At 65.4% G+C, this 25,291-nt stretch carries 21 protein-coding genes and 1 tRNA gene; 20 read left to right on the top strand and 2 right to left on the bottom strand.

The genetic code is table 11. The features are described from left to right. The 8 genes from BUB09_RS17585 to BUB09_RS12250 all read left to right on the top strand — a co-directional run. A partial coding sequence (locus tag BUB09_RS17585) for an ExbD/TolR family protein (protein WP_175550193.1) occupies nucleotides 1-125 on the top strand: 125 nt, incomplete at its 5' end. Between the two features lie 10 nt (nucleotides 126-135). Then, nucleotides 136-576: an ExbD/TolR family protein gene (locus BUB09_RS12280; RefSeq protein ID WP_072898003.1), complete on the top strand. Its 441-nt coding sequence runs from the start codon at nucleotides 136-138 to the stop codon at nucleotides 574-576. A gap of 6 nt (nucleotides 577-582) precedes the next feature. Beyond that, entirely contained in the window at nucleotides 583-1,809 is a 1,227-nt protein-coding gene (locus tag BUB09_RS12275; RefSeq protein WP_245793274.1) for a hypothetical protein, read from the top strand. A gap of 136 nt (nucleotides 1,810-1,945) precedes the next feature. Then, nucleotides 1,946-3,574 (top strand): propionate catabolism operon regulatory protein PrpR, encoded by a 1,629-nt coding sequence (gene prpR, locus BUB09_RS12270; protein WP_084083389.1) that lies wholly within the window; start codon nucleotides 1,946-1,948, stop codon nucleotides 3,572-3,574. Between the two features lie 57 nt (nucleotides 3,575-3,631). Beyond that, entirely contained in the window at nucleotides 3,632-6,892 is a 3,261-nt protein-coding gene (gene recC / locus BUB09_RS12265) for an exodeoxyribonuclease V subunit gamma (protein ID WP_072898001.1), read from the top strand. Next, nucleotides 6,889-10,464, top strand: coding sequence for an exodeoxyribonuclease V subunit beta (gene recB, locus BUB09_RS12260; protein WP_072898000.1), 3,576 nt, complete (start codon nucleotides 6,889-6,891; stop codon nucleotides 10,462-10,464). The genes recC and recB overlap by 4 nt, the downstream gene beginning before the upstream one ends. Then, nucleotides 10,464-12,269 (top strand): exodeoxyribonuclease V subunit alpha, encoded by a 1,806-nt coding sequence (recD, locus tag BUB09_RS12255; protein ID WP_072897999.1) that lies wholly within the window; start codon nucleotides 10,464-10,466, stop codon nucleotides 12,267-12,269. Before recB ends, recD begins: the two co-directional genes overlap by 1 nt. 26 nt (nucleotides 12,270-12,295) lie before the next feature. Further along, nucleotides 12,296-13,111 (top strand): alpha/beta hydrolase, encoded by an 816-nt coding sequence (locus BUB09_RS12250; RefSeq protein ID WP_175550192.1) that lies wholly within the window; start codon nucleotides 12,296-12,298, stop codon nucleotides 13,109-13,111. A gap of 59 nt (nucleotides 13,112-13,170) precedes the next feature. Here the strand turns inward: BUB09_RS12250 and BUB09_RS12245 are convergent. Next, nucleotides 13,171-13,246, bottom strand: a tRNA-Glu gene (locus BUB09_RS12245). Nucleotides 13,247-13,317: 71 nt separating this feature from the next. On the opposite strand from BUB09_RS12245, the gene pcnB reads away from it, so the two are divergent. From pcnB to BUB09_RS12195, 10 genes are all read left to right on the top strand, one after another. Next, a complete protein-coding gene (gene pcnB / locus BUB09_RS12240) occupies nucleotides 13,318-14,781 on the top strand; it encodes a polynucleotide adenylyltransferase PcnB (protein WP_436232913.1) in 1,464 nt (487 codons plus the stop codon). A gap of 11 nt (nucleotides 14,782-14,792) precedes the next feature. Next, nucleotides 14,793-15,314, top strand: a complete 522-nt coding sequence (gene folK / locus BUB09_RS12235) for a 2-amino-4-hydroxy-6-hydroxymethyldihydropteridine diphosphokinase (protein WP_072897997.1) — start codon at nucleotides 14,793-14,795, stop codon at nucleotides 15,312-15,314. Beyond that, nucleotides 15,302-15,973 (top strand): deoxynucleoside kinase, encoded by a 672-nt coding sequence (locus BUB09_RS12230; RefSeq protein WP_139250265.1) that lies wholly within the window; start codon nucleotides 15,302-15,304, stop codon nucleotides 15,971-15,973. The genes folK and BUB09_RS12230 overlap by 13 nt, the downstream gene beginning before the upstream one ends. A 37-nt stretch (nucleotides 15,974-16,010) precedes the next feature. Continuing rightward, the gene (gene panB, locus BUB09_RS12225) at nucleotides 16,011-16,847 is read left to right on the top strand and encodes a 3-methyl-2-oxobutanoate hydroxymethyltransferase (RefSeq protein WP_072897996.1); all 837 of its coding nucleotides are present in this window, start codon (nucleotides 16,011-16,013) and stop codon (nucleotides 16,845-16,847) included. Nucleotides 16,848-16,859: 12 nt separating this feature from the next. After that, complete coding sequence (gene panC, locus BUB09_RS12220) at nucleotides 16,860-17,708, top strand: pantoate--beta-alanine ligase (protein WP_072897995.1); 849 nt, start codon at nucleotides 16,860-16,862, stop codon at nucleotides 17,706-17,708. A gap of 223 nt (nucleotides 17,709-17,931) precedes the next feature. Next, nucleotides 17,932-18,312 (top strand): aspartate 1-decarboxylase, encoded by a 381-nt coding sequence (panD, locus tag BUB09_RS12215; RefSeq protein ID WP_072897994.1) that lies wholly within the window; start codon nucleotides 17,932-17,934, stop codon nucleotides 18,310-18,312. Next, nucleotides 18,309-18,965 (top strand): TIGR02466 family protein, encoded by a 657-nt coding sequence (locus tag BUB09_RS12210; RefSeq protein ID WP_072897993.1) that lies wholly within the window; start codon nucleotides 18,309-18,311, stop codon nucleotides 18,963-18,965. Before panD ends, BUB09_RS12210 begins: the two co-directional genes overlap by 4 nt. Nucleotides 18,966-19,060: 95 nt before the next feature. Continuing rightward, the gene (pgi, locus tag BUB09_RS12205; protein ID WP_139250264.1) at nucleotides 19,061-20,677 is read left to right on the top strand and encodes a glucose-6-phosphate isomerase; all 1,617 of its coding nucleotides are present in this window, start codon (nucleotides 19,061-19,063) and stop codon (nucleotides 20,675-20,677) included. 80 nt (nucleotides 20,678-20,757) lie between these two features. Beyond that, nucleotides 20,758-21,135 carry a PA2779 family protein gene (locus BUB09_RS12200; protein ID WP_072897991.1) on the top strand — a complete coding sequence of 126 codons (378 nt, stop codon included), beginning with the start codon at nucleotides 20,758-20,760 and terminating at the stop codon, nucleotides 21,133-21,135. Nucleotides 21,136-21,217: 82 nt separating this feature from the next. Beyond that, nucleotides 21,218-22,126, top strand: coding sequence for a PA2778 family cysteine peptidase (locus BUB09_RS12195; protein WP_175550191.1), 909 nt, complete (start codon nucleotides 21,218-21,220; stop codon nucleotides 22,124-22,126). On the opposite strand, the gene queG is transcribed toward BUB09_RS12195, so the two are convergent. Next, complete coding sequence (gene queG, locus BUB09_RS12190) at nucleotides 22,127-23,209, bottom strand: tRNA epoxyqueuosine(34) reductase QueG (protein WP_072897989.1); 1,083 nt, start codon at nucleotides 23,207-23,209, stop codon at nucleotides 22,127-22,129. Nucleotides 23,210-23,244: 35 nt separating this feature from the next. On the opposite strand from queG, the gene BUB09_RS12185 reads away from it, so the two are divergent. Further along, nucleotides 23,245-24,771 (top strand): NAD(P)H-hydrate dehydratase, encoded by a 1,527-nt coding sequence (locus BUB09_RS12185; protein WP_072898047.1) that lies wholly within the window; start codon nucleotides 23,245-23,247, stop codon nucleotides 24,769-24,771. After that, on the top strand, nucleotides 24,771-25,214 hold the full coding sequence (gene tsaE / locus BUB09_RS12180; protein WP_217650293.1) for a tRNA (adenosine(37)-N6)-threonylcarbamoyltransferase complex ATPase subunit type 1 TsaE: 444 nt from the start codon (nucleotides 24,771-24,773) through the stop codon (nucleotides 25,212-25,214). The genes BUB09_RS12185 and tsaE overlap by 1 nt, the downstream gene beginning before the upstream one ends. Nucleotides 25,215-25,291: the final 77 nt, after the last annotated feature.

The following is a 25,291-nucleotide window of genomic DNA, read 5'->3' as shown; positions in this document are numbered from 1 at the left end:
AGATTCACATCCGCGGGGATCAGGTGGCGCGCTACCAGGCGATCGGAACGGTGATGGTGACCTGCCAGCGAGCGGGGATCGCCAAGATCGGCTTCATCACCGAACCACCGCCGAAGAACGGCTAGGAGCAAGACGATGGGAATGAACGTAGGCGGATCGGGCGGGGGCAGCAACGGCGACCCGGACGTGGTGGTGGACGTCAACACGACGCCGCTGATCGACGTGATGCTGGTGCTGCTGGTGATGCTGATCATCACGATCCCGATCCAGACGCACGCGGTGAAGCTGGACATGCCGCAGGCGAACACGCCGCCGAGCGAGGCCCCGCCGCCGCCGGCAGTGGAGTTGGAGATCGACTTCGACGGCACGGTGCTTTGGAACGGCACGCCGATGGACCGCGCCACGCTGGAAGCGAACTTCCGCCGCGAGGCGCAGGCGGGTGAGAACCAGAGCGAGTTTCACATCCGGCCCAACAAGCTGGTGGAATACAAGTACGTCGCCGCCGTCCTGGCCTCGGCCCAACGCCTGGGCGTGACCAAGGTCGGCATCGTCGGCAATGAACAGTTCATGCAGTAGTTGCCGATGACGTCTCGTTCGACGATGCACCGCGGTCGGATTTTGATGCTCACTGCAGCGCTGGTGGCCATGTCGTCCGCGATGGCCGCCCCCGCTGCCGAAGGCGTGCGTCCCGAAGTCGGCAAACCGTTGCAGGATGCACAAAAGGCGTTGCAGGCCAAGGACTACGCCGCCGCACGGGACAAGCTGGCGGCGGCTGAGAAGGTCGGCTCGTTGACGCCCTACGAGACCTACATCATCAACCGCTTGCGCGCCGCCGTCGCGGCCAGTCTCGGTGATGCGGTGACCGCGGTTGCTGCGTACGAGGCAGCGTTGCAGGCGCCGCAGTTCCCAGCCGATGAAAAGGCGGCGACCTACGAGATCGTCGCGCGGCTGAGTTATGCGGCCAAGGATTACCCGAAAGCGGCCCGGTATCTGCAGCAGTATCGCGACGCAGGCGGCACCACGGCCGCGACGCTGTCGCTGATGCCGCAGGCCTTGTACTTGAGTGGCGACATCGCGGCAGCCCAACGCGAAATGCTGGCACAGCTCGCGGCATTGGAGCAGGCCGGCCAGGCGCCGACCGATCTGCAGCTGAAGCTACTCGCCAGCTGCGCGCAAAAGCTTCAGGACGACGCTGGCTACGTGCTGGCGTTGGAAAAGCTGCTTCGCTACCACCCGGACCCGGCGTACTGGCCCGACTTGCTGTCGCGTGTGCGCAATCAGCCGGGCTTCTCTCCACGGCTGATGCTGGATGTCTATCGGCTGCGCGCAGCCAGCGGGACAATGGCCGACGCCGATGACGACATCGACGCCGCGCAACTGGCGTTGCAGGCCGGGTACCCCGGCGAGGCCGATCGCTATTTGCGTGACGGCTATGCACGCCAGCGGCTTGGCACCGGCCCCGATGCCGCACGCCATCAGCAGCTCAGGGACTTGGTCGCACGCAAGCTGGCCGACGATCAGGCCACGCTGGCCGAAGGCGACAAAGCGGCGGCATCCCAAGCTACCGGCGACGCGCTGGTCAGCAGCGGACTTAATCGGATTGGTTACGGCCAATACGAGCAAGGGCTCCAATTGATTCAGGCCGGTATTGCCAAGGGAGGGCTGAAGAAGCCCGACGAGGCGCGGCTGCATCTGGGATATGCGCAGCTGCAGGCAGGCCGCAAGACCGATGCGCACGCGACACTCGCAAGTGTCCAGGGTGCCGATGGGAGTGCGGCGCTGGCCCGCCTTTACGCATTGCTGCCGTGATTTCAACGCCGCTGATCTAGCCGGCACGACCGATCCCCGTGGTCTTCCTGCTCCGATTTCCTGATCGGAGCAGGTATTTTTATGCTGCCGTCGTGCTTGTCGGCACGGCGGCAGCGTGTTTCAATCGTGTTTCATCGTGCAACGCGATCCTGCCGTGAAACATGTCCACCGATTGCCGCCGCAGTCTGATGCTGCTGACTGGAGCGCGGCCCGTGATCGGCCGGTGATCTGGACGATCAGCGTTTCGAGGTTGTCCCGACTGCTGCGCGATATCACCCCTGAATTCGACCACCGCGCCCAGATCGAGACGATCAATCTCGGCTTCGAAGAAGCGGTCAGCTATCTGCAGCAACGGCTTCGTACCGAGGACTGCGACGTGCTGATCGCGGCCGGCTCCAACGGCGCCTATCTGCGCAGCCGCATCGACAAGCCTCTGGTGCTGATACGCCCCGGCGGCTTCGATCTGATGCAGGCCTTGAGTCAGGCGCATCGGCTGTCCCCAAAGATCGGGCTGGTGACCCACGAAACCGAGGTGCCGGTTTTTGCTGAATTCCAGGCCAGCTTCGGTTTGTCGATCGAACAACGCGCGTTTGTGACAGCTGAAGATGCGCGCATGCATGTGGCCGAACTGGTCGCCAAGGATTGTCGAGCGATCGTCGGCACCGGCATGGTCGTCGACTTCGCCGAACAGGCGGGTGTCGCCGGCATCATGCTGTATTCAGCCGACACGATCCGTTCTGCATTCGAGTCGGCATTGGACATCGCCAAGATGGTCGGCGACGTCGACACGCCGCGCCGTCCGCGCCGACCGCTGTCGCGCGTCGCGGCCGGGCAGCGCTACAGCAGTCGCCATCTGCTGGGCGACAGTCCAGCGATGCAGGCCTTGCGTGAGCGAATCGTGACGTTCGGTGCTGCGGACCGCACCGTGCTGATCACTGGCGATACCGGTACCGGCAAGGAACTCGTCGCCCAAGCCTTGCACGCGGCTAGCCCACGCCAAGCCGCGCCCTTCATCGCGATCAACTGCGGCGCCGTCGCCGAGTCGCTGCTCGAATCCGAGCTGTTCGGCTATGACGACGGAGCCTTCACCGGGTCGCGCCGCGGCGGCCGTGTCGGGCTGATCGAGGCGGCACAACACGGCACGCTGTTTCTCGACGAAATTGGCGAGATGCCGCTGGCGTTGCAAACCCGGCTGTTGCGCGTGCTCGAAGAACGCGAGGTGACCCGCGTAGGTGCATCGCGGCCGACGCCAGTGGATCTGCGCGTGATTGCGGCCACGCACTGCGATCTCGATGCGCTGGCCTCCAGCGGCGGCTTCCGTCGCGACTTGTTTTATCGCTTGAACGTGCTGCGCCTGCGTCTGCCGGCTTTACGCGATCATGCAGACGACATCGCGATGCTGGCGCAGGCATTTTTGCGTAGCGACGCGCGTCGAGCCCGTGACGGCTTCGACCCCGATGCGATCGCGCTGCTATGCCGTTACCGATGGCCCGGCAACGTTCGCGAACTGCGCAACGTCGTTGAGCGCGCGGCGGTGCTTGCACCCAAAGGTTCCATCGGTATCGCCGTGTTGGCCGAGGCAGCACCGGAGCTTTTGACCGAGGCGGAGGCATTGGCGCCGGGCGGGTCGCCATTGCGGCGGGCTCAGCCGGACAGGGCAAGCTTGCAGAACGCGCTGCTTGCGGCCGGTGGCGATCGTCGGCTGGCCGCAGAGCGGCTCGGTGTGTCGCGGACCACGCTGTGGCGCTGGCTGCGCGAGGCCTGAGTCGATGACGCGCTTCGCCAGTGTCGGCATCAAGCGGGGCTGGCTGGATGTGGCCCTATGTCCGATGCCTTCCGCCAAGGGCTATCGATGCTGAAAGTCGTCCATGGCAATCGGCTTGAGCCACTGGCCGGTGAGCTGATGCGCAGCTTGCTGGAGGTGCCTGCATCACCGTTCGAGGTGGAAACCGTCGTCGTACCGAGCCTTGGCGTCGCGCGTTGGTTGCAATACCGGGTCGCGGACGTGTTCGGCGTTTGTATGCAGATCGAGTTTGCGTTCGCTGCGCAGTTCGTCTGGCAGACGTTTGCGCGGCTGCTCGATGACGTTCCGCGTCGATCGCCTTTCGACGTGCAAGTGATGACGCTCAGGCTGTATGCGCAGTTGGGCCGGCTGCCGGCCAGCGAGGTCTATGCGCCGCTGCGACGTTACATCGAGCAGGCGGGCGAGCAGGGCCGTATCCAGCTTGCCGAGAAGCTGGCACAGGTGTTCGATCGTTATCTGGTCTATCGCCCCGAATGGGTCCAGAGCTGGGCGGCTGGCCAGTTGTGCGGATTGACGCCGTCGTCCACCGAGCGTTGGCAACTGGGGCTGTGGCGCCGTTTGGTCGAAGATGCCGGCCTGCGTGACCTGCAGCATCCTGCCGAAATCGTCGCCGCACGCCTGCGCGACGACGTCGACGCGCGCCGGCAATTGCCGCGCCGCATCCGACTGTTTGCGCTGCCGACATTACCGCCACAGTACGTGCGCGCGGTCGCCGACATGGCGCAATACACCGATGTCGAATGCTACGTACTCAATCCCTGCCGCCAATACTGGGGCGATTTGATGTCCGAACGTGCGTCGGCGCGGATGGCGTTACGCGATGCTGCCTCCAGCGCGTCCGGCATCGAAGTCGCCCATCCGTTGCTGGCATCGTGGGGCACGCAAGCCCGCGATCATCTCGCGGAGGTGCTGCAGCAGACCGATACGGCGACCGCGACGGAACAGCCGATGTTTGTCGATCCCGGTACCTCGACTCTGCTGCACCGACTGCAGCGTAGCTTGCTCGAGCTTGGGCCAGTGGCCATGCCGCCGCTGGCTGCGGCGCAGTTGCATGAGCCATTGCGGTCGCTGCAGGTGCATGCCTGCCACAGCTTGACCCGACAGCTCGAAGTGCTACACGACCAGTTGCTGACGCTATTCGATCAGCTGCCCGGGCTACGTCCGCAGGACGTGTTGGTGATGATGCCCGACGTCGACGAAGCCGCTCCGCTGATCGACGCGGTATTCGGTGCCGCTACCGCCGAGCATCGAATCGGCTACAGCATCACCGGGCGCGCTGCGGCTGATTCGACGCCGCTGCTCAGCGCATTCGACACCTTGCTTAAGCTGCCCGCGTCGCGCTTCGCCGCCGATGAAGTCTTCGACCATCTGCAGGTGCCTGCTGTGCGCGAACGCTATGGGCTCGGCGTCAGCGAGCTGGACTCGATCCGACAGTGGATTGGTGAATCCGGCGTGCGCTGGGGCTTGGACGCAGCGCATCGCTCCACGTTCGATTTGCCGTCCGAAGCGCGTCATAGCTGGGTCGATGGGCTGATGCGATTGCTGCTCGGCTATGCCGCGCCGTCGGACCGAGTCGATTTGGTCGCGGGTCTGCAGGTGTATGAGGACATCGAGGGCACGCAGACGGCGATTGCCGGCAAGTTGTTGCGGGCGCTGGGTGATCTGGTCCGCTTGCGCGACGATCTGCGCCAGATGCGCAGCGTCGCCGGCTGGTGCGACCGGTTGTCGCGCATGCTGGAAGAGCAGTTGTCACCCACCACGGACGATGAAAGTGATGCGCATCGCTTGCGTCAGGTCATCGCCCAGTTGCGTGATGATGCCGATGCAGCGGGTCACCGTGACGCGGTTCCATTGGATGTGGTGCGGCAGCTGATCGCATCGCAGCTCGCAGGTAGCAGTCCCGGCGGCGTGCCGGGCGGCGCACTGACCTTTACCGGGATCGGGCCCCTGCGCGGGCTGCCATACCGTGTGATTGCGGTCATCGGGCTTGACGGCGGTCGCTTTCCACGTAATCCGGCGGTCAGCGAGTTCGATCTGCTGGGGCGGCACCCGCGGCGTGGCGATCGTTCTCGCGGTCAGGACGATCGCGGCGCTTTTCTCGATGCGTTGCTGGCGGCTCGTGATGTGTTCTATGTCAGCTATACCGGCCGCAGCATCCGCACCAATCAAGTAATGCCGCCGTCGGTGCTCGTTGCCGAATTGCTCGATCAGCTCGCGCGTGACGCTGAAGGCGGTCGCCCCGCCGTCGATGCGGCATTGCTGACCGAGCATCCATTGCAGCCGTTCTCGCCGCGGTACTTCGTTCCGGGTCCGCTGCACAGTCATGCACGAGACTTTCGCGACGCAGCACGGTGTATCGTCTCAGCACAGCGTCCGCCGCCGGTGTCCGACGTACTCGACAGCCAGCGACTGCCGGTTTCGGATGAACTTGCGCGGCAGCTGACGCTTGATCGATTGACCGGCTGTTTGCGCAACCCGTATCGGTTTTTTCTGCGCGATCGTCTCGGCATTCGCATCGACCCCGGTGAGCAGCAGCTGGCCAGCGAGGAGCCGCTGGCCTTGCCCGATCCGCGCTGGGATTTCGAACGGGAGCTGCTGGATCTTGCGATGGACGGACATGACGAGCGCACGATCCATCAGCGCTTTCGAGCCGGCATCACGTTGCCCCATGGCGGCTGGGGCGATCATCTGCTGGCCAGCGCCGCAAGACCGGTGATCGAGTTTGCAGAGCAGGTTCGTACCGAGCGCGCGGCGGCGTTGCCGGCGCTGCCATTCGAGCTGCGTATCGGCCAGTACACATTGAGCGGCGTCATCGACCAACTGACCGCCGAGGGCCTGTATCTGCCTCGCTATACCCACAAGCTCAGCGCGCATGACTGGCTTCACGCGTGGCCGCGCCACTTGCTGCTGTGTCTGCTACGCCCTGACGGCATCCAGCCGCGCTGCCTCGTGCGCGGCTGTGGCGATCAGCGGCTCGAGTGGGCTGAGGTGCCTGATGCCGAATCTCACTTGCTGACGCTGCTCGATACGTATCAAGACGGCCTGCAGGCGCCATTGCCTTATCTTCCCAAGACGGCGCTGCAGTTTGCAGATGAGCCTGATCGTCCCGACAAGGCCGAGAAGATCTGGGCCCCCGGCTACAACAGCGACGGCGAGAGTGCCGATGCGTATTGCCGGCTGTTCTACCGCGGGCAACGAGTGACCTTGCCGGACGGATTGCCGGCACTGGCGCGTCGCATATTCGGGCCGATGATCGCGGCGGCGCGCGATCGACCATGACGGTGTCTGCGAACATGGCCTCCGGTGCCGACGATGCCGCGACGCCGGTGGCGTTGAGCGCGCCGCTCGACGGCTTGCGGCTGATTGAAGCCAGTGCAGGCACCGGCAAGACGTGGACGCTGTCGGGGCTTTATCTGCGTCTGATCCTCGAGCGTGGGCTGAATCCGGAATCGATCCTGACCGTCACGTTCACGAAGGCTGCGACCGCCGAGTTGCGTGACCGTATCCGAGCCCGGCTTCAGCAGATGCAGGATCTGATCGAAGGTCGTGGAACCGAAGCTGATTCCTTGTGCCAGGCGTTGCTGGCGCGTCTGCCTGATCGAGACTTGGCGCTGCGTCGATTGCGTGCGGCGCTGCGGGGCATCGATCAAGCGGCGATCTACACGATTCATGCGTTCTGTCAGCGGGTATTGTCCGATCGCGCGTTTTCCAGCGGCATGGTGTTTCAAAACGACATCGTGCCCGATGTCGGCGAACTGCGACGCCAGATCGTGCTCGATTTCTGGCGTCGGCGGATTGCGCCGTCGACAGCATCGCAGCACGTGCCGCCGGCGCTGTTTCTCGGTTGGCTGGAATCGCACGGCTTGGATGTCGATGCCTTGGCGCGGTGGGCCGCATCGTTAGCGACGCGGCCGCGCCTGCATATCCGCCCGGCACCGGTGCCGCTCGACTTGAAGGAACCTATCGCTGCGTTTGTTGCACATCGCCAGCGCGCTGCAGACGTGTTTGCGCAGCAGCGTGATGCCTTTACCCAATGGCTGGCGACGGCGCCGGGCCTGAAGCGGGCCAGTTACCGCGCTGGCGATGTGGCGAAGCGCCTCAACGACATTGCGCATTACTTTGCGCAGCCCGACGTCATTGCGCTGCCGAAAAAGGCCGAGTCGCTATTGCCCGAAGCCCTTAGCCGCAATTCGACCGGCGATCCGCCGACGCATGCCGTCCTTGATGCGCTGGCGTCACTCGATGCGGCTGCACGGCAGTTGCAGCAGCAGTTCGCACGCGCTTGGCGCTCGCTTAGACTCGATCTGCTGGTCTATCTGCGCGACGAGCTGCCGCTGCGGCTGCAAGCGCGACGCGAGCAGTCCTACGACGATCTGCTGCTGGGCTTGCAGCGTGCATTGCACGGTGAACGGGGCGAGACGCTCGCCGACGAACTGCGTCAGCAATATCCCGCTGCGATGATCGACGAGTTTCAGGATACGGACCCGCTGCAATGGGACATTGTCCGGCGCATCTGGGCCGACGGAGTTGCTGCCGGTCAACCGTTGTGTGCCTTCCTGGTCGGAGATCCCAAGCAGGCCATCTATAGCTTCCGAGGCGCCGACATCCACGCGTATCTGCAAGCGCGTCAAGCCTGCGGTCACCGGCATGCGCTGACCGAAAATCAACGCTCGGTGTCGGGTTATCTGCAGGCCTTGAATCACCTCTATGAGGCTTGCGACGACCCGTTCCTGAATCCGGATATTCAGTATCAGCCGGTTGTGGCGTCGTTGCGGCGCAAGCCCGCGCTGATCGATGGTGGCCTCGTCGAGCCTTCGCCACTGCGGTTGATGGCATTGCTCAGCGACGACGGAAAGCCGCTGAGCAACGGAGCCGGTGAGCGCTGGGCATCGACCACCACGGCTGCCGAGATCGCCGACCTGCTGCGGCGCGCCGCCGATGGCAAGCTGGAGTACGACGGGCGCCCGCTGCGTGCGGGCGACATCGCGGTGCTGGTGCGCAGTCATTTCCAGTCGCGGCAGCTGCGCGATGAGTTGGCGCGTCTGGGCATCGGTTGCGCCGAACAAGCCAGCGACAACGTGTGGGCCAGCACCGAGGCCGAAGACCTGGAACGTCTGTTGTCGGCTGTTGCGTCGCCGCACCGGGGCGGCACGCTGCGTGCTGCGTTGTTGGGCCGCTTCTGGGGCTGGACCTTGCCGCGCGTGATCGCCACCGAGCAGCAGGAAGGTGCTTGGGATCAATTGCTGGGCGAGTTCGATCACTACCGCATGCTGTGGCGCGATCGTGGCTTCATGCGCATGTTGCGCGAGCTGCTGCGCCGACGCGGCGTCATCGAGCGCTTGGCGGCGCTCGACGATGGCGAGCGCAGTCTGACCAATCTGTTCCATCTGGCTGAACTGCTGCAAGCCGAGCGCCACCGGCTACATGGCATCGAGGCGCAGCTGCGCTGGTTGGCGCAATGCCGGCGCGACGCGCTCGGCAACCGTGCCGAGGAGTCTCAGCTGCGGCTCGAAAGCGATGCAGGCTTGGTGCAGGTGTTGACGATCCACGCCAGCAAGGGTCTGGAGTATCCGGTGGTATTCCTGCCGTACCTCTGGAGTGGCAAGGACCGGCAAGCCGACGAGGATCTGATTGCGTACCACGATGCCGACGGTGCGCTGTGCATCGATGCCGATCCCGACGACATCGATGCGATCCGGGCGCAGGCGCTGGACGAGTCGCGCGCCGAAGATCTGCGTCTGGCCTATGTGGCACTGACTCGTGCCAAGAATCGCTGCTATCTGTTTACCGGCGATTTCAGCAGTCGCCCTCTGTCCGCTGTGGGTCATCTATTGCATAGCCGAGGCGAGCCGACCTCGGCTTGCCTACAGCAATTGGCCCAGGCTCCAGGCGATGTGATCCGCTACCAGGCCGCGCCAACCGCGCAGCGGCGAGCCGCCCATCACGACGACCCGGCGAGGCTTGATTCACGCACGCTGCAGCGGCCGATTCCCGCCGCTCAGATCGTCACCAGCTATACCGGGTTGAGCCGGCAGATCGACGAGCCTTTGGCCGAGGCGATGCCCGACCACGATCAGCATCCGTCTTCCGCCGAGCCGGCGCCGTTGCGGATCGCGCGCTCACCCGGCGGCGGGCGCTTCAGCTTTCCGCGTGGTGCTGCACCGGGCACCTGCCTGCACGCGGTGCTCGAGCGCATTGATCTGTCGGCTGATCCTGTTTCGTGGCGGGCCGTTGCCGAAGCGCAGCTTCGCGCTAGCGGAATGCCGGCCGAATGGGCCGACGAACTGTGTCAGTGGCTGGCCGAGGTGGCGCTTGCTCCGTTGACGTGCCCATCCAGCGGCAAGCCGCTGCAGTTATCGCAGGTCGATCCGCAGCGCCGTTTGATCGAATTGGCGTTCCACCTGCCGTTGTGTCAAGCCGATATCGCGCGCGTGGTGATGCTGGCGCGTGAGCACGGCTTGCAGGTGTCACCGCTGGCGCCGGCGCGACTGGACGGCTATTTGCGTGGCTTCATCGATCTGGTCTTCGAGCATCAGGGCCGCTGGTACGTGGCCGACTACAAGTCGAACTGGCTGGGCGATAGCGTTGCCGAATACGACGCGGACGCGGTGTCGGCAGCGATGGACGACGGCGATTATCACTTGCAGTACCTGCTGTACACGGTGGCCTTGCATCGTTGGCTCAAGTGGCGCATCGACGGCTATCACTACGAGCGCGACATGGGCGGCGTGCTGTACCTGTTTTTGCGCGGTATCGATTCGCAAGGCTTGGGCATCTACGCCAGCCGGCCGCCGCTGGCGCTGGTGTCCGCGATCGACCGGCTGCTGGCCGGCGAACAGGAGCCGGTTTGATGCTCGACGACCCGCTGTTGTCCTTGCCTCTGCCGCCATCGTCGTTGGCTGATGATGCGGCGGCCTTTGCCAGCAGTTTCGCAGCGGCCGTCGTCCATGCGCATCGCGCTCAGGGCGGTATGACCGAGGACATCGACGTCATCCACGAAGCCGCTCGGCAAGCGTGCATGGCGGTGCAGCAGGGCCATGCCGCTGCGGATCTGGCGTTGCTTGCGGACGACGAGGTCGCCATCGACCTGCTGGCGCTGCGGCGCAGTCCCGTCGTCGGCAACGGCCAGCACGTGACGCCGCTGGTGCTGCAGGGTTCGCTGCTATACCTGTATCGATACTGGCGCTATGAACGTCGCTTGGCATTGAGGCTGACGGCGCTCAATCGCAGGATCGACGCGGTCGATCCGCAGCAGGTGCGCCGCGTCGTCGATGCGCTGTTTTCCGGCGATCAGACGGTGACGCCCAACTGGCAGAAGGTGGCGGTGGCCACGGCGCTGATGCGCCAGCTGTGCGTGATCTCGGGTGGCCCTGGCACCGGCAAGACCACCACCGTGGTTCGCATCCTAGCGGGTGCGTTGCGCTTGCAGCCGCCGTCGGCCGCCGCGCTGCGGATTGCGGTGGCAGCGCCGACCGGCAAGGCGGCGGCGCGTCTGCAAGCGTCGATCGAGGCGCAGTTGCAGCGTCTCGCGCTGGAGCCCGCGCTGCGTGCGCTGCTGCCGACGCAGGCCTACACGCTGCACCGGCTGCTCGGCGTGCGGCCAGGTCGCGTCGGCTTTCGCCATGACGCGCGCCATCCGCTGCCCTACGACCTGGTGGTCGTCGACGAAGCGTCGATGATCGATCTGGCGCTGGCGGCCAAGCTGGTCGATGCGCTGCGTGCTGATGCCCGACTGATCCTGCTTGGCGACAAAGACCAGCTTGCGTCCGTCGAAGCCGGCGCCGTCTACGCGGAGCTGTCGGCTCACTGCCGGGTCGACCAGGCTTGGGCCGATTGGGTCCATGCGGCTTGCGGTGAGTGCATTGACGTTGCAATGCCAGGCAATGATGCGTCGCTGATCAACGCCGTGGTCTGGCTGCGTCATGCCTATCGCTTCGACACCGACAGTGGCATCGCGCCGCTGGCGGCGTCGATCAATGAAGGTGATATGGCAGCGGTAACCGCGTCGCTAACGAGTGCCGACGGCCCGCGCTGGCAAGCCGCGCTCCCAGGTGCGGCCACGCTCGCCGCGACGCTGGCGCCGCATTACGCCGGCTATGTCGATGCGGTACTTGCCGGGTCGGATCCGGAGGTCGTGATACGCCAGTTCGATGCGTATCGCGTGCTGTGTGCGACCCGATCCGGCCCGTATGGCAGCGATGCGCTGTCGCGGCAGATCGCGCTGCAGCTGCGCCGCCGTCTCCCGCCGACTGGCGCGGGTGCGCACTGGTACGCCGGTCGCGCCGTCATGGTGACGGGCAACGATTACGCCTTGCAGCTGTACAACGGCGATATCGGCGTTGCGCTGACCGATGCGAGCGGTCGGCTGCTGGTGTACTTTCTGGGCGACGGGGGCTTGCGTGCCTACGCGCCCGGACGTTTGAGTCAAGTCGAGACCGCCTTTGCAATGACGGTGCATAAATCGCAGGGTTCGGAGTTCGATGAAGTCGATATCGTCGTCGACGTCACGCGGCCTCGCGGCTTGAATCGCCAGTTGCTGTACACGGCCGTGACACGCGCACGTCGCCGAGTGCGCTTGTGGTGTGAGCCAGACGCGCTGTCGCAGATGGTCGGCACCCGGCTGCGCCGGCGCTCGTCGATCATCGAGCCCGCTTGATTCGCGTTCCGATGGTGAATTCCGACATGCATCCCGATCAAAGCAACGACCTCGCGTATCAACAGCCGATGGGCTCCGCCGGCAGTCGGCACGTCGTTTTCGTGCACGGCATGTGGAGCCAGCCCTGGGTCTGGGATGGCTGGGTCGAACGCTTTAGCAGCGCCGGTTATCGCTGCGAGGCGGTGACGCTGCCGGGACATGGTGATGGGGAGTCGGTCGCGGGTCTGGGCATCGCGGATTACGTGGCCGCGGTCGAGCGCAGGCTGCGGCAGTTGGCGGCGCCGGCTGTCGTCATCGGCCATTCAATGGGCGGGCTGATCGCCCAGCAGCTGGCGGCCCGGGTTCCGGTTGCCGCCGCCGTCCTGATCAACAGCGCCGCGCCGGCTCCGGTGTTCCCGCTGCGGCCGATCATGCTGCCCGGGCTGGCGCGGCATTTTGCGCGGCCGCTGCTGTGGCGCGGTGCCTTCACGCCGTCGCGGCGCGAGGCCGACCACTTGTTTCTGCACGCACTGCCGGCAGCCGACCGCGAGCGCTTCCACCGCCGGCTGGTGCCGGAGTCGGGCAGGGCGATCTACCAGCTGGGTTTCGGGCGCCTCAACCTCGCGGGCAGCAACCGCGTCGAGCGCGAGCGCATCGAGGCGCCGATGCTGGCGCTGTCGGGTGGGCGCGACCACATCATCCCGGTTGGCGTCAGCCGCGCGATGGCGCGCTGGTATGGCCCGGCGCGGCTCGAATACCGCGAGTTTTCGCAGCACGCCCACTGGATGCTGGCCGAGACCGGCTGGCAGCAGCGGCTTGAGGAGGTGCTGGGCTGGCTTGAGTCGGTAACGCCGCGACCATGATCGGCATGGTGCCGTGCGTCGGCCGGAGGCGGGTAAGGCTCGCAGCCTAGCGTGTGAAGTGGCGCTCCTACCGGGATTCGAACCCGGGTTTAGGCCTTGAGAGGGCCCCGTCCTAGGCCTCTAGACGATAGGAGCTCTGCTGCGAGTCGCGTATTATACGGACGCGCCGCCGCATCACAACGTGGTCCGCGCTAAAAAACGACAGGATTACAAAGTCATCCCCGCGTAGCCTAGACGGAAGCTTCTCGTTGATCTCACCCAGACGTATCCCCCGCGCCGAGCACAATGTTTCGCGCTCGATGATTTCGAGCGGCACGCTCAAGACGCTGTACACGCTCAAGGACGCCGGTTACGAGGCGTACATGGTCGGCGGTGGCGTGCGCGACTTGCTCGCCGGGCTGGAGCCTAAAGACTTCGACGTCGCGACCAACGCCCATCCCGAGCAGGTCAAGCCGCTGTTCCGTTCGTGCCGCTTGGTCGGCCGCCGCTTCGTGATCTGTCACGTTCGCTTCGGTGACGAGATCGTCGAGACCACGACGTTCCGCGGTGCGATCACCGACCTGCACAAGCGCGACGAAACCGGGCGCATCCTGTCGGACAACGTCTACGGCACGCTGGCGGAAGACGCGATCCGCCGCGACTTCACCGTCAACGCGCTGTACTACGACATTCGCGACTATTCGATCGTCGACTTCACGACCGGTATCGAAGACATGCGTGCCGGCGTGATCCGGCTGATCGGCGACCCGGAACTGCGCTATCGCGAAGACCCGGTGCGGATGCTCCGGGCGATCCGCATCGCTAACAAGCTGCATTTTCGTATCGACGACGCCACGGCCGCGCCGATCGCGCGGCTGGCGTCGCTGCTGCGCGAGATTCCAGCGGCGCGCTTGTTCGACGAAGTGTTGAAGCTGTTGCTGTCCAAGGAGGCCGAGGACAACTTGTACGGCCTGCGCGTCTACGGGCTGTTCCGCCAGTTGTTCCCGGTGCTCGATCCGCTGTTGAGCAAGCCCGACAACCTGCAGTTCGTCAACGCGGCGCTGCGCAACACGGCCCAGCGCATGGTGGCAGGCCAAGCCGTCAGCCCGTCGTTTTTGTACGCCTCGCTGCTGTGGCCGGCGGTCGAGGCGCGAGCGGCGCAGTTGCGGCTCGAGCAGGGCTGTGAGCCGTTCATCGCGATCCAACAGGCTGGCGAAGAAGTGATCGCACGGACGATTTCGCATGTGGCGATCCCGAAGCGTTTCTCGCTGCCGATGCGCGATATCTGGGACCTGCAGCCCCGCTTCGAGCAGACCACCGCGACACGAGCACGGCGCTTGATGACGCACCCGAAGTTTCGCGCCGCTTACGACTTTCTTTTGGTGCGCGCGCAAAGTTCCGGCAACGCGGCGCTGCTTGAGTTGGCGACGTGGTGGACCGAAGCACAAAAAGGTGGCGACCTGCCGCCGGCTCCGGAATTGCCGGCCGACGATGTGTTCGCCACCGCATCGGAAGCGCCGCGCAAGCGCCGCCGCCGCCGTGGCGGACGCAACCGTCGGGGCCCTGCAGTGGCGGGTGAAGCTGCGCCCACGCTGGCCGGTGGCGACGGCGTCGACGATGGCGACGACACTGATGATGACGGTGATGCCGGGCCTGACGGCAACGCCCCGCGCGCGGCCGACGCGTCATAAGCGCCCCACCGATGTCTGCTGATGTCGCCGGCACGACGGCTGCTCCGGGCGTGCGCGCCTACATCGGCCTGGGCAGCAATCTCGACGATCCGCCGCAACAGATTCGCAGAGCGCTCGCGGCCATCGCGATGAGCCCCGGTGTGCGGCTGATCGCCGCGTCGAGCTTGTACCGATCTCCGCCGATGGGGCCACCGGAACAGCCGGAATACTGCAACGCGGTCTGCATGATCGACTGCGCGATCGAACCGGCTGCGATGCTGGCGCGCCTGCTCGAAATCGAGCGCGAGGCGGGTCGCGTGCGCGGCGGCGAGCACTGGGGTCCGCGACGCATCGACCTGGACCTGCTGCATGTCGACGGCGTGACATCGGCCACCGCCGGCCTGCGCCTGCCGCATCCTGGCATCGCGCGACGCAACTTCGTGCTTGTGCCGCTGGCCGAGATCGCCCCGCAGCTGCAGATACCGGACGTCGGTCTCGTCGCTGACTTGGCGTCGCGCTTGCCGCGCGACGATCTGTCGATGTGGCCGCTCTGAGCGGCAAACCCGTCGGTGCCGCGCAGTGGCCCGCCTACATTGCCATTGAGGGTACGATCGGCGTCGGCAAGACCACGCTGGCGCATCGTCTGGCGCAGAGCCTCGACGCGCGCTTGCTGTTGGAAAAGCCGGAAGCCAATCCATTCCTGCCGCGCTTTTACCGCGACCCGGCACGGGTCGCGCTGGCGACCCAGCTGACGTTTCTGATGCAGCGCGCCGGGCAGGTCGAGGACCTGCATCAGGGTGATTTATTCGCCCAGACCTGGGTTGCCGACTTCATCTTCGACAAGGACCGACTGTTTGCCGAGTTGACGCTGTCGCGCAGCGACTTCGACTTGTATCGCCTGGTGTTCGAGCGCCTGGCACTGGACGTGCCGCAGCCCGATTGCATCATCCACCTGCAGGCACCGTTGTCGACCTTGTTGGAGCGGATCGAGCGGCGCGGTCGTGACTATGAAGTCGGGATCGACCCGGCTTACCTGTCACGCCTCGACGACGCTTATCGTCGCTGGTTCATCGCGCCTCGTGTCCCGAGACTGATCGAGGTCGACACCGAAAGCCTCGATCTGGTCGGCCAGCCTGCTCATTACCAGCAGTTGCTGGACGCGTTGGCGAACGACGCACCGCGGCAGCGGCTGACGGCGGTGTCTTTGGTATAGTCGCGCCGCCTCAACCACCGGCCGACAGCGCGACCCCATGGAGCACGACAAAAACAGTACGCCGTCGGCCAAGCCGGTGAACATTGCCGAATTGCGTGCAATGCGGGACCGGGGTGAGAAGATCGCCAGCCTGACCTGCTACGACGCCAGCTTTGCGATGGTGCAGGACCGCGCCGGCGTCGACTTCATGCTGATCGGCGACTCGCTAGGCATGGTGATCCACGGCGGCAACACCACCACGCCGGTCAGCGTCGACGACATTGTCTACCACTCGCGCTGCGTGGCGCCGCATCTGAAGCGCGCTTTCCTCGTCGCCGATTTGCCATTCCTGTCGTACGCGACGCTCGACCGGGCGCTCGATTCGTCGCAGCGTCTGATGCAGCAGGGCGGCGCCAAGATGGTCAAGCTTGAAGGCGGCCGCGAGCAGGCCAGCATCGTCGAATATCTGGCGGTGCGCGGCGTGCCGGTATGTGCTCACCTTGGGCTGCAGCCCCAGTTCGTCCACAAGATGGGGGCGTTCAAGGTGCAGGGTCGCGACGACGCGGCGGCCGAGGCGATGATCCACGACGCGCACGTGCTGGCCGAGGCAGGCGCCGACATGCTGCTGCTCGAATGCATACCGTCGGAACTGGGCCGCCGCATCACCGAAGCCAGCCCGGTCCCGGTCATCGGCATTGGTGCCGGCCCGCACGTCGACGGCCAGATCCTGGTGATGCACGACATCCTGCATATTTCGCCGATGGTCACGCTCGGCCGCACGCCGCGCTTCGTCAAGAACTTCATGCACGGCGCCGCCGACATCGAGTCGGCGTTTCGCGCCTACGTGCAGGATGTGAAGTCGGGCGCCTATCCGGCACCCGTGCACTGTTTCTGACGGCGGCGGCCCGTGCGTTTGGTTCACACGATCGCCGAGGTGCGGCGCGAAGTTGCCGCTTGGCGCGCTCGCGGCGAGACCGTTGCATTCGTGCCGACGATGGGCAATCTGCACGCAGGCCATCTGGACCTGGTGACCGAGGCTCGCGCCAAGGCCGACCGCGTCGTCGCCAGTATCTTCGTCAATCCGCTGCAGTTCGGTCCCAACGAGGACTTCGACCGCTACCCGCGGACGCTCAGCGACGATTGCTTGAGGCTCGACCCGGTCGGTTGCGATCTGGTATTCGCCCCCAGCGTTGACGAGATGTACCCGCGCGGGCGCCTGAATCTGTCGCAGGTCGCCGTGCCGGGTATCTCGCAGCTGCTCGAAGGCGAGTTTCGGCCTGGCTTCTTCGAAGGCGTGGCCACCGTCGTCAGCATCCTGTTCCATATTGTCCAGCCCGACGTCGCGATGTTTGGCCGCAAGGATTTTCAGCAGTTGATGGTCGTGCGGCGCATGGTGTCTGACCTGCATATGCCGCTGACCATCGTCGGGGTACCGACGCGGCGTGAGCCCGACGGGCTGGCGATGTCGTCGCGAAACCAGTATCTGAGTCCCGACGAACGCTCGCTGGCGCCCGGCTTGTATCGCGCGCTCAGCGCCGTGGCCCAGCGTTTGCGCTCGGGCTCGCGCGACTTCGCCTTGCTCGAAGATGAGGCGCGTAAGTTGTTGGAACATCAGGGATTCAAGCCGCAGTATTTCGTCATCCGCAATGCGGACGACCTTGGCCCGCCGGCGCCGTCCAGCCGCAGCTGGGTGCTGCTGGTGGCAGCGCATCTGGGGCGAACGCGGCTGATCGACAACCTCGAAGTGTCTGCCTGAGCAAGCTTTTATGTCGTTATGACAAAACGGTTGCCGCTCAGGGGAGGGGCCGTTACACTCGCGGCCGGTTCCGGCCTGTGCGCAACCTGAACGGTTTTGCGCAGTGATCGTCGCCCGGGTGCATGTCTTTTTGGGCCGCCCGCTTCCGTCGCAAACTTGATCTCCAGGTGCATGTCTTGGTGGGCCACCTCGGAATCGCAAGCCAGCTGGAACAGACCACGCCATGCAACTGACGATGCTCAAGTGCAAGCTCCACCGTGCCCGTGTCACGCACGCCGAGCTCGATTACGACGGATCCTGCGCGATCGATTCCCGCCTGCTGGACTTGGCGGGGCTGCTCGAGTTTGAGCAGATCCAGATCTACAACATCAACAACGGCGAGCGCTTCACGACCTACGCCATCCGTGCAGAAGCCGGTTCCGGGATCATCTCGGTCAACGGTGCCGCTGCGCACAAGGCCCGTGTCGGCGACCGCGTGATCATCTGCGCCTACAGCGCGATGGACGAAGGCGCCGCCCGTGCATTCAAGCCGCGCCTGGTCTACTGCGACGACACCAACCGCGTCGTCCGCACGGCGAACACGATTCCGGTCCAGGCGGCTTGAGTCGCCCGGCGGGACTCAAGCCTGGGCGCGCCAGCCGTGTCCAGGGCTGGTTCCCGACGCTGATCTACCAAGCACCGCTGGCCACTGGCAGCGGTGCTTTGGCGTTGAATCGCGAGCTGCTGCGCGAGTCGGCACAACTTCGTGAATTCGACCGCGCTGGTCGTAGTTGGTCACAGACGCATTACCACGGCGGCTACACCAGCTACGGTTCGATGGATCGGCTGCACCAGTTTTCGTCGACGTTCGATACGCTGCGACGCAAGCTAGATCGCCACGTCGCACGCTATGCCACGAGCCTACATTGGGACCTGCGCGGCCGGTCGCTCGAGATGACCGATTGCTGGCTCAACATCATGCCGCGCGGCACCGCGCATTCGTTCCACCTGCATCCGCAGTCGGCTATCAGCGGCACCTACTACGTCAAAACACCGCGCGGTTGTCCGGGCCTGAAGTTCGAAGACCCTCGGCTGTCGCGGATGATGGCCGCACCGCCCCGCGATGCTGATGCGCCGGACGAGCATCGGGCCCACATCGTCTACCCGGCCCGGGCGGGCGAATTGATCCTTTTCGAGAGCTGGTTGCGGCACGAAGTGCCGCCCAATCCCGTCGACGTCGAGCGCATCAGCATCAGCTTCAATTATCACTGGCTGTAGCCTGCCGGCTGCTGGCCGCTACTGAGCCTCAGGGCCGGCTGCATTCATCGAATCCCGGATAAGCTTGGCGCGATATTCGCAAAGCCGATCACATGATGCTGACCGATACTCCTTGCTGGCAACGCCTCACCACTCTGGCCCAATCCGCTGGCTCGCTGAGGCTGGTTGACTGCTTCGCAGTCGACCCGGATCGCGCGACACGCTACGCCGTCGAGGCCTGCGGCCTATACCTCGATTACTCCAAGCAGCGCATCGATGCCGAGGTGCTCGATGCGCTGCTGGCCTTGGCCGACCAGCAACAGGTGGCCGCGCGCACGGCATCGATGTTCGCCGGCGAACGGATCAACCATACCGAACGCCGTGCGGTGCTCCACACCGCGTTGCGTGCGCCTCGGGGCCAGCCGCTGCTCGTCGACGGCCAGGACGTCAACGCCGACGTTCACGCGGTGCTCGACCGCATGAAAGAGTTCGCGCGGCGTCTGCGTTCGGCCGAGTACCGCGGCCATCGGGACGAGCCGTTTACCGATGTCGTCAACATCGGGATTGGCGGCTCGGATCTTGGCCCGCGGATGGTCAACGAGTCGCTGATCGACTTCTGTGAGGGCCCGCGGACGCACTATGTCGCCAACGTCGATGGCGCGCAGTTGCAGTCTGTGCTTGCCGGGCTGGATCCGGCGCGGACGCTGTTCATCGTGACGTCGAAGACGTTCACGACGCAGGAAACGATGGCCAACGCCCGTGCCGCTCGGCAATGGTTGGTCGCGGCGCTCGGCGAGGCTGCCGTCGGTCAGCATTTCATCGCGGTGTCGACCAATGCGGACGAAGTGCAGCGTTTCGGCATCGATCGCCAGCGCATGTTCGAATTCTGGGACTGGGTCGGGGGTCGGTACTCGGTATGGTCGGCCGTGGGCTTGTCGCTGATGATCGCGCTCGGTCCCGATCGGCACGGCCAATGGCTCGCGGGCGCCCACGCGATGGATGCCCACTTTCGCAGCGCGCCGGCCGCGTCGAATCTGCCAGTGCTGCTGGCACTGCTGGCCGTGTGGAACCGCAATTTTCTCGGTGCGCCGAGCCAGGTCGTCGCGCCCTACGCGCAGAAGTTGGAGCGCTTCGTTGCTTGGCTGCAACAACTGGAGATGGAATCCAACGGCAAGTGCGTGCACCGTGATGGCCGGCCGATCGGCGTGGCGTCGACGCCGGCACTGTGGGGTGATGTCGGCACCAACGGTCAGCACGCGTTCTTCCAGATGCTGCATCAGGGCAGCGATGTACATCCGGTTGACTTCATCCTGCCGCTGAAGGCGGATCATCCCTGGCCTGAGCAGCAAAACATGTTGGTGGCCAATTGCCTGGCGCAGAGCGCGGCCTTGATGCGCGGCAAGTCGGCCGACGAGGTCCGCGCCGAACTGTCGTCGACCTTGTCCGGCGCGGCCCTCGACGCTGCCCTTCCGCATCGGGTATTCCCCGGCAACCGGCCCAGCAATACGCTGCTGCTGCCGAGACTCGACCCGTTTCATCTTGGTGCGCTAATGGCACTGTACGAGCACCGGACCTTCGTGCTGTCGGTACTTTGGGATGTCAACGCCTTCGACCAATGGGGCGTGGAACTGGGCAAGGTGCTGGCGCAGACGGTGCTCAAAGCGATGGCCGGCCAAGGCGTGGTGCTCGACAGCTCCACTCGCTCGCTGCTGAACAAAAGCTTAACTATCTGAAATAAAACAAGTTTACTTTGACGTCTCAGGTGGGATAGTCTCCATGACGGAGTCTATCCAAATCATCAAGGGAGTCTGCTATGGGCAACAAGCGGAGCTGGATCAGCGGGACGGTCGTGGCCGCCATGCTGTCGGTATCGTCGTGGGTGCCGGCCAATGCGGCGATGGTGACCACTGAACAGATGGTCAGCGGTCAGGCGCGCGACGCGCGCGTGGCACAAGTGCAGGGTTTTCTGGCCCGCGCCGACGTCAAGCAGCAGCTGGAAACCTGGGGCGTTGCGTCAGAGCTGGCCGAGGCGCGTGTTGCTCAACTCAGCGACGCCGAACTCGAGCGATTGGCGATGAACATCGACCAGCAGCCGGCGGGCGGTGATGCATTGGTCGTCATCGGTGTGGTGTTTCTGGTGCTGTTGATTCTCGAACTGGTCGGCGTAACCAACGTGTTCACGACGATCTGATTCGACGATGGGGTTGCGCACCTTGGGTGCTTCGTTGCGGCGGGCCTTTTGGCCCGCCGTTTCGTTTGTGGCCCTCGCGGGCTTGACGGCCTGCGCCGTTGCCCCGCGTCTCGAGGATCTGTCGCTCGCGTCGCTGGCGGATCGTCCGCAGCTGGAGCTGACGCAGACGCCTTTCTATCCGCAGGAGCTTCACCAATGCGGGCCGGCTGCGCTGGCCACCGTGCTGGGCGCGTCGGGGCAGACCGTCACACCTGAGACGCTCGCCGACGAGGTCTACATCCCGGGACGAAACGGCAGCCTGCAAGTGGAATTGCTGGCGGCCGCGCGCCGCCACCAGCGGGTCGCCGTGCAGTTGGCGCCCAAACTCGATGCGGTGCTCGCGCCGCTGCTCGAACAGCGTCCGGTATTGCTGTTGCAGAACCTGGGTTTTGCGCGAGCGCCGCGCTGGCACTATGCCGTGTTGGTGGGCTGGGACGCGCCGGCCAACGAGCTGATCCTGAGATCGGGCGGCAATCGACGCGAGCGGTTGTCGCTGACGCGCTTCGTTCAGACCTGGGACCTTGGTGGCCGCTGGGCCGTCGTGATGGCCGACCCGCGCCAGCCGCCGCCCCAGTCCGTGACCGCACGCGACTGGATCGCGGCGATCGCGCCGCTCGAATCGCAGCGCCAGCCCGATCTGGCGCGGACCGCCTACGAAGCTGCGACGCAGCGCTGGCCGTCCGAGACGCTGGCCTGGCAGGCGCTGGCCAACGCGCGCTATGCGCTGGGCGATCTGCCGGGTGCCGAATCGGCGTTGCAAGCCGCCGTCGACATCACGCCGGACGCCGCGGCGCTGAACAATCTGGCGCAAGTGCGCATCGAGCGTGGTTGCGCGGTCGCTGCGTTGCAGGCGCTGCAGCTGATCGCGCCGATCCCGCCGGCGCTGGCATCGACGATTGCCGACACGCGCCGCGCCGCCGAGGCAATGCCGGCGGACGCTGGCTGCCACTGATTACACCGCTCGCTGCTGCTGTTGCTGCAGTGCCCAGCTGACGTGTTCGCGGACGATGTCGTCGTCATCGTCTTCCCGCGCGCGCAGCGCGTCGATCACGGCGGCGCTGTACGGCGCATTGCCGAGCGCGATGGCAAGGTTACGGCGCCAGCGCGGATAACCGGCGCGGCGCAGGGCCATGCCCTCGGTCATCGTCAGCCACTGTGCTTCGGTCCACGCGAACAGGTCGATCAAGCGCGCGCTGTCCAGCGCGTGGCGCGGCGCAAAGTCAGGTTCGGTGCTGAGGCGGGCATAGCGGTTCCACGGACAGACCAACTGGCAGTCATCGCAGCCAAAAATCCGGTTGCCGATCCCGGCACGCAGCTCCACAGGAATCGCCCCGTGATGTTCGATGGTCAGATAGCTGATGCAACGCCTTGCATCGAGTTGATACGGCGCAGTGAACGCTTGCGTCGGGCACACGTCCAGGCAGGCGCTGCAGCTGCCGCAGAGCTCAGGCACCGGATCGGCAGCGGACGGGGGTAACAGCAGATCCGTGTAGATCTCGCCGAGAAAAAACAGCGAGCCGGCATGGCGGTTCATCAGCAGCGTGTTTTTGCCGATCCAGCCGAGCCGCGCATTGCGGCCCAGCGCTTTTTCGAGTGCGGGAGCACTGTCGGTGAGTACCCGGTAGCCGTGAGGACCAATGGCCGCTTCGATGCGCTGGCCCAGCTTCAGCAGACGGCTACGCATGGTCCGGTGGTAGTCGCGACCCAGCGCATAGCGTGCGATGTATGCCCCATCGGCGTCCGCCAGCTGCCGGCGCGCGTCATCGAGCTCGCCGATCCGGTAATCCATGCGCACGCTCAGCACGCTCAGTGTGCCGGGCCGCAACCGCTGCGGCTCGGCGCGCTGCGATGGATCTCGCGCCATGTAGGCCATTCCGCCATGGTCGCCGCGCGCGAGCCAGCGTTGCAGATGATCCAGATCGGCGCCGAGGTCCAGATGGGCCACGCCCAAGTCGGCAAAGCCCAGCTCCAGCGCCCAGCGGCGCAGGTCGGCGACCAACGCATCGCCGGCGGGCAGTGCTGTCGCCGTTATCATGGGAGGAGATTGGGCACGGAGTGGGACGGATCGTGGTGACGGCAGCCTTGGCCAGCGATGCGGCGATCGCGCCGACGCGCGCATTGTATTCGGCGGCGCAGACGCGCGAACTCGATCGGCTTGCAATCGGCGGTCGGGCGGGCGCTGGCTATGCGCTGATGCAGGCGGCGGCCGCGGCAGCGTGGCGGGCGCTGCGTGATCGGCGCCCCGAGCTGCGCCGAGTCGATGTGGTCTGCGGCCCCGGCAACAACGGTGGTGACGGCTACGAGTTGGCGCGTCTGGCCTGGCAGGACGGTGTCGAGGCGCGAGTGTGGGCAATCGGCACGCCGGCAGCCGGTACCGAAGCCGACCAAGCCTGTGCCGCCTGGCAAGCCGTCGGCCACGTCGGGGCCTACGAGCCGGGTGTTCTCGACGGCGCCGATGCGATTGTCGACGCCTTGTATGGCACCGGCCTGTCTCGGCCGGTCGAGGGTTTGGCCGCCGAAGCGATCGCTGACATTCGCGCCCAGCGCCACGCTTATGTGATGTCCATCGACATCCCCAGTGGCCTCCACGCCGACACCGGACGCGTGCTCGGGATGGCGGTGATGGCAAACCTGACGATCAGCTTCATTGGTCGCAAGATCGGCTTGTATACCGGGCTTGGCCCTGAATACGCCGGCGAGCGTCTGTTCGATGATCTGGGTGTCGCGGCGCCTTCAGAGATCGGCCCGTTGGCGACGCTGCTGAACCAGGATGACTTATTGCGATGGCTGCCCCCGCGCCGGCGCGGCGCCCATAAAGGCGACAACGGCTTCGTGCTGCTGATCGGTGGTGACCGGGGTTATGCCGGCGCCATTGTGCTGGCGGCGCGCGCCGCGCTGCGCAGTGGCAGCGGCCGCGTTGCAGTGGCGACCCGCAGCGCCCATGCCTCCGCACTGGTGGCCGGGCAGCCGGAAGTGATGTTTCGCGGCGTCGAATCGGTGGACGAGTTGCTGCCGTTGATGGCGCAGGCCGACGTCGTCGCGATCGGCCCAGGCCTGGGTCGGGAGGCCTGGGGTCGGGCAATGTGGTCGGCAGCGCTGGCCAGCTCGCGCCCGCTGGTGGTCGACGCCGACGCGTTGAACCTGCTGGCCGAGCAAGCGCAGCATCGCGATGACTGGGTGCTGACACCGCATCCCGGAGAGGCCGCGAGACTGCTGCAGACGACAGTGGCGGCCGTGGAAGCGGATCGGATCTCGGCAACGCGGGCATTGGTGGCCCGCTACGGTGGCACCGTGGTGCTCAAAGGCGCCGGCAGCTTGATCGGCGACCGGTCGCTGGCGGTTTGCCCCTATGGCAACCCGGGCATGGCGGTTGGCGGCGCCGGCGATGTGCTGACCGGTATCGTCGCCAGCGTGATGGCGCAAGCCGAAGCACTTTCGATGGACGTGGTCTCGGCGGTTCGCTGTGCGGTGTTGGTCCACGCGCTGGCCGGTGACCGGGCCGCGCAGCAGATCGGGGAGCGCGGCCAGCTGCCAAGCGATCTGATCGATGCGCTCCCGGCGATAGTGAACCCTTGCGCCGATGGAGGTCGTGTTTGATGACGATGTTGCCGACGTTGCTGTCCGGCGAGCGCGATCTGCCCGACACCGATGCGACCGAAGCCTTCGGTCGCGAACTGGCGGCCCAGCTGGAAGACGGCGCGGGCGGGGTGATCTACCTGCATGGCGAGCTGGGTGCGGGCAAAACCACGCTGGTCCGTGCGCTGCTGCGGGCGCTGGGCGTGACCGGCGCGATCCGCAGCCCGACCTACACCCTGATGGAACCCTATGAGCTGGGTTCGCGCCGCGTGCTCCATATGGACTTGTACCGATTGGAGGCGGCCGACCTGGAACAACTCGGTCTCGACGACTACCCGCCTGCGGAGACGCTATGGCTGGTCGAATGGCCCGAAAAGGGCGGGCAGCACCTGCCGGCGGCGGACATCGAGCTTCATTTGTCGGTCGACGGCCGCGGTCGGCGTCTTTCAATTCGACGCCCTTAGTCGCCTTGGGCCTGCAATGACCAGATTTTACCTGAGCTAATCGCGCTAACGTACCGACTCTAAACGAAGATGCGCCT

It is taken from the genome of Hydrocarboniphaga daqingensis, assembly GCF_900129825.1.
Lineage (GTDB): Bacteria > Pseudomonadota > Gammaproteobacteria > Nevskiales > Nevskiaceae > Hydrocarboniphaga > Hydrocarboniphaga daqingensis.
Note: the sequence above shows the minus strand (reverse complement) of the source record. Positions and strands in the feature narration are given on the sequence as shown.

What these genes read in the sequence shown, in the direction of transcription:
- BUB09_RS12275 (WP_245793274.1), top strand. Translation starts at nt 583, where the DNA reads ATGACGTCTCGTTCGACGATGCACCGCGGTCGGATTTTGATGCTCACT.
- panB (WP_072897996.1), top strand. Translation starts at nt 16,011, where the DNA reads ATGGAGCACGACAAAAACAGTACGCCGTCGGCCAAGCCGGTGAACATT.
- panD (WP_072897994.1), top strand. Translation starts at nt 17,932, where the DNA reads ATGCAACTGACGATGCTCAAGTGCAAGCTCCACCGTGCCCGTGTCACG.
- recC (WP_072898001.1), top strand. Translation starts at nt 3,632, where the DNA reads ATGTCCGATGCCTTCCGCCAAGGGCTATCGATGCTGAAAGTCGTCCAT.
- recD (WP_072897999.1), top strand. Translation starts at nt 10,464, where the DNA reads ATGCTCGACGACCCGCTGTTGTCCTTGCCTCTGCCGCCATCGTCGTTG.
- tsaE (WP_217650293.1), top strand. Translation starts at nt 24,771, where the DNA reads ATGACGATGTTGCCGACGTTGCTGTCCGGCGAGCGCGATCTGCCCGAC.
- pgi (WP_139250264.1), top strand. Translation starts at nt 19,061, where the DNA reads ATGCTGACCGATACTCCTTGCTGGCAACGCCTCACCACTCTGGCCCAA.
- BUB09_RS12280 (WP_072898003.1), top strand. Translation starts at nt 136, where the DNA reads ATGGGAATGAACGTAGGCGGATCGGGCGGGGGCAGCAACGGCGACCCG.
- queG (WP_072897989.1), bottom strand. Translation starts at nt 23,209, where the DNA reads ATGATAACGGCGACAGCACTGCCCGCCGGCGATGCGTTGGTCGCCGAC.
- recB (WP_072898000.1), top strand. Translation starts at nt 6,889, where the DNA reads ATGACGGTGTCTGCGAACATGGCCTCCGGTGCCGACGATGCCGCGACG.
- BUB09_RS12250 (WP_175550192.1), top strand. Translation starts at nt 12,296, where the DNA reads ATGCATCCCGATCAAAGCAACGACCTCGCGTATCAACAGCCGATGGGC.
- folK (WP_072897997.1), top strand. Translation starts at nt 14,793, where the DNA reads ATGTCTGCTGATGTCGCCGGCACGACGGCTGCTCCGGGCGTGCGCGCC.
- BUB09_RS12200 (WP_072897991.1), top strand. Translation starts at nt 20,758, where the DNA reads ATGGGCAACAAGCGGAGCTGGATCAGCGGGACGGTCGTGGCCGCCATG.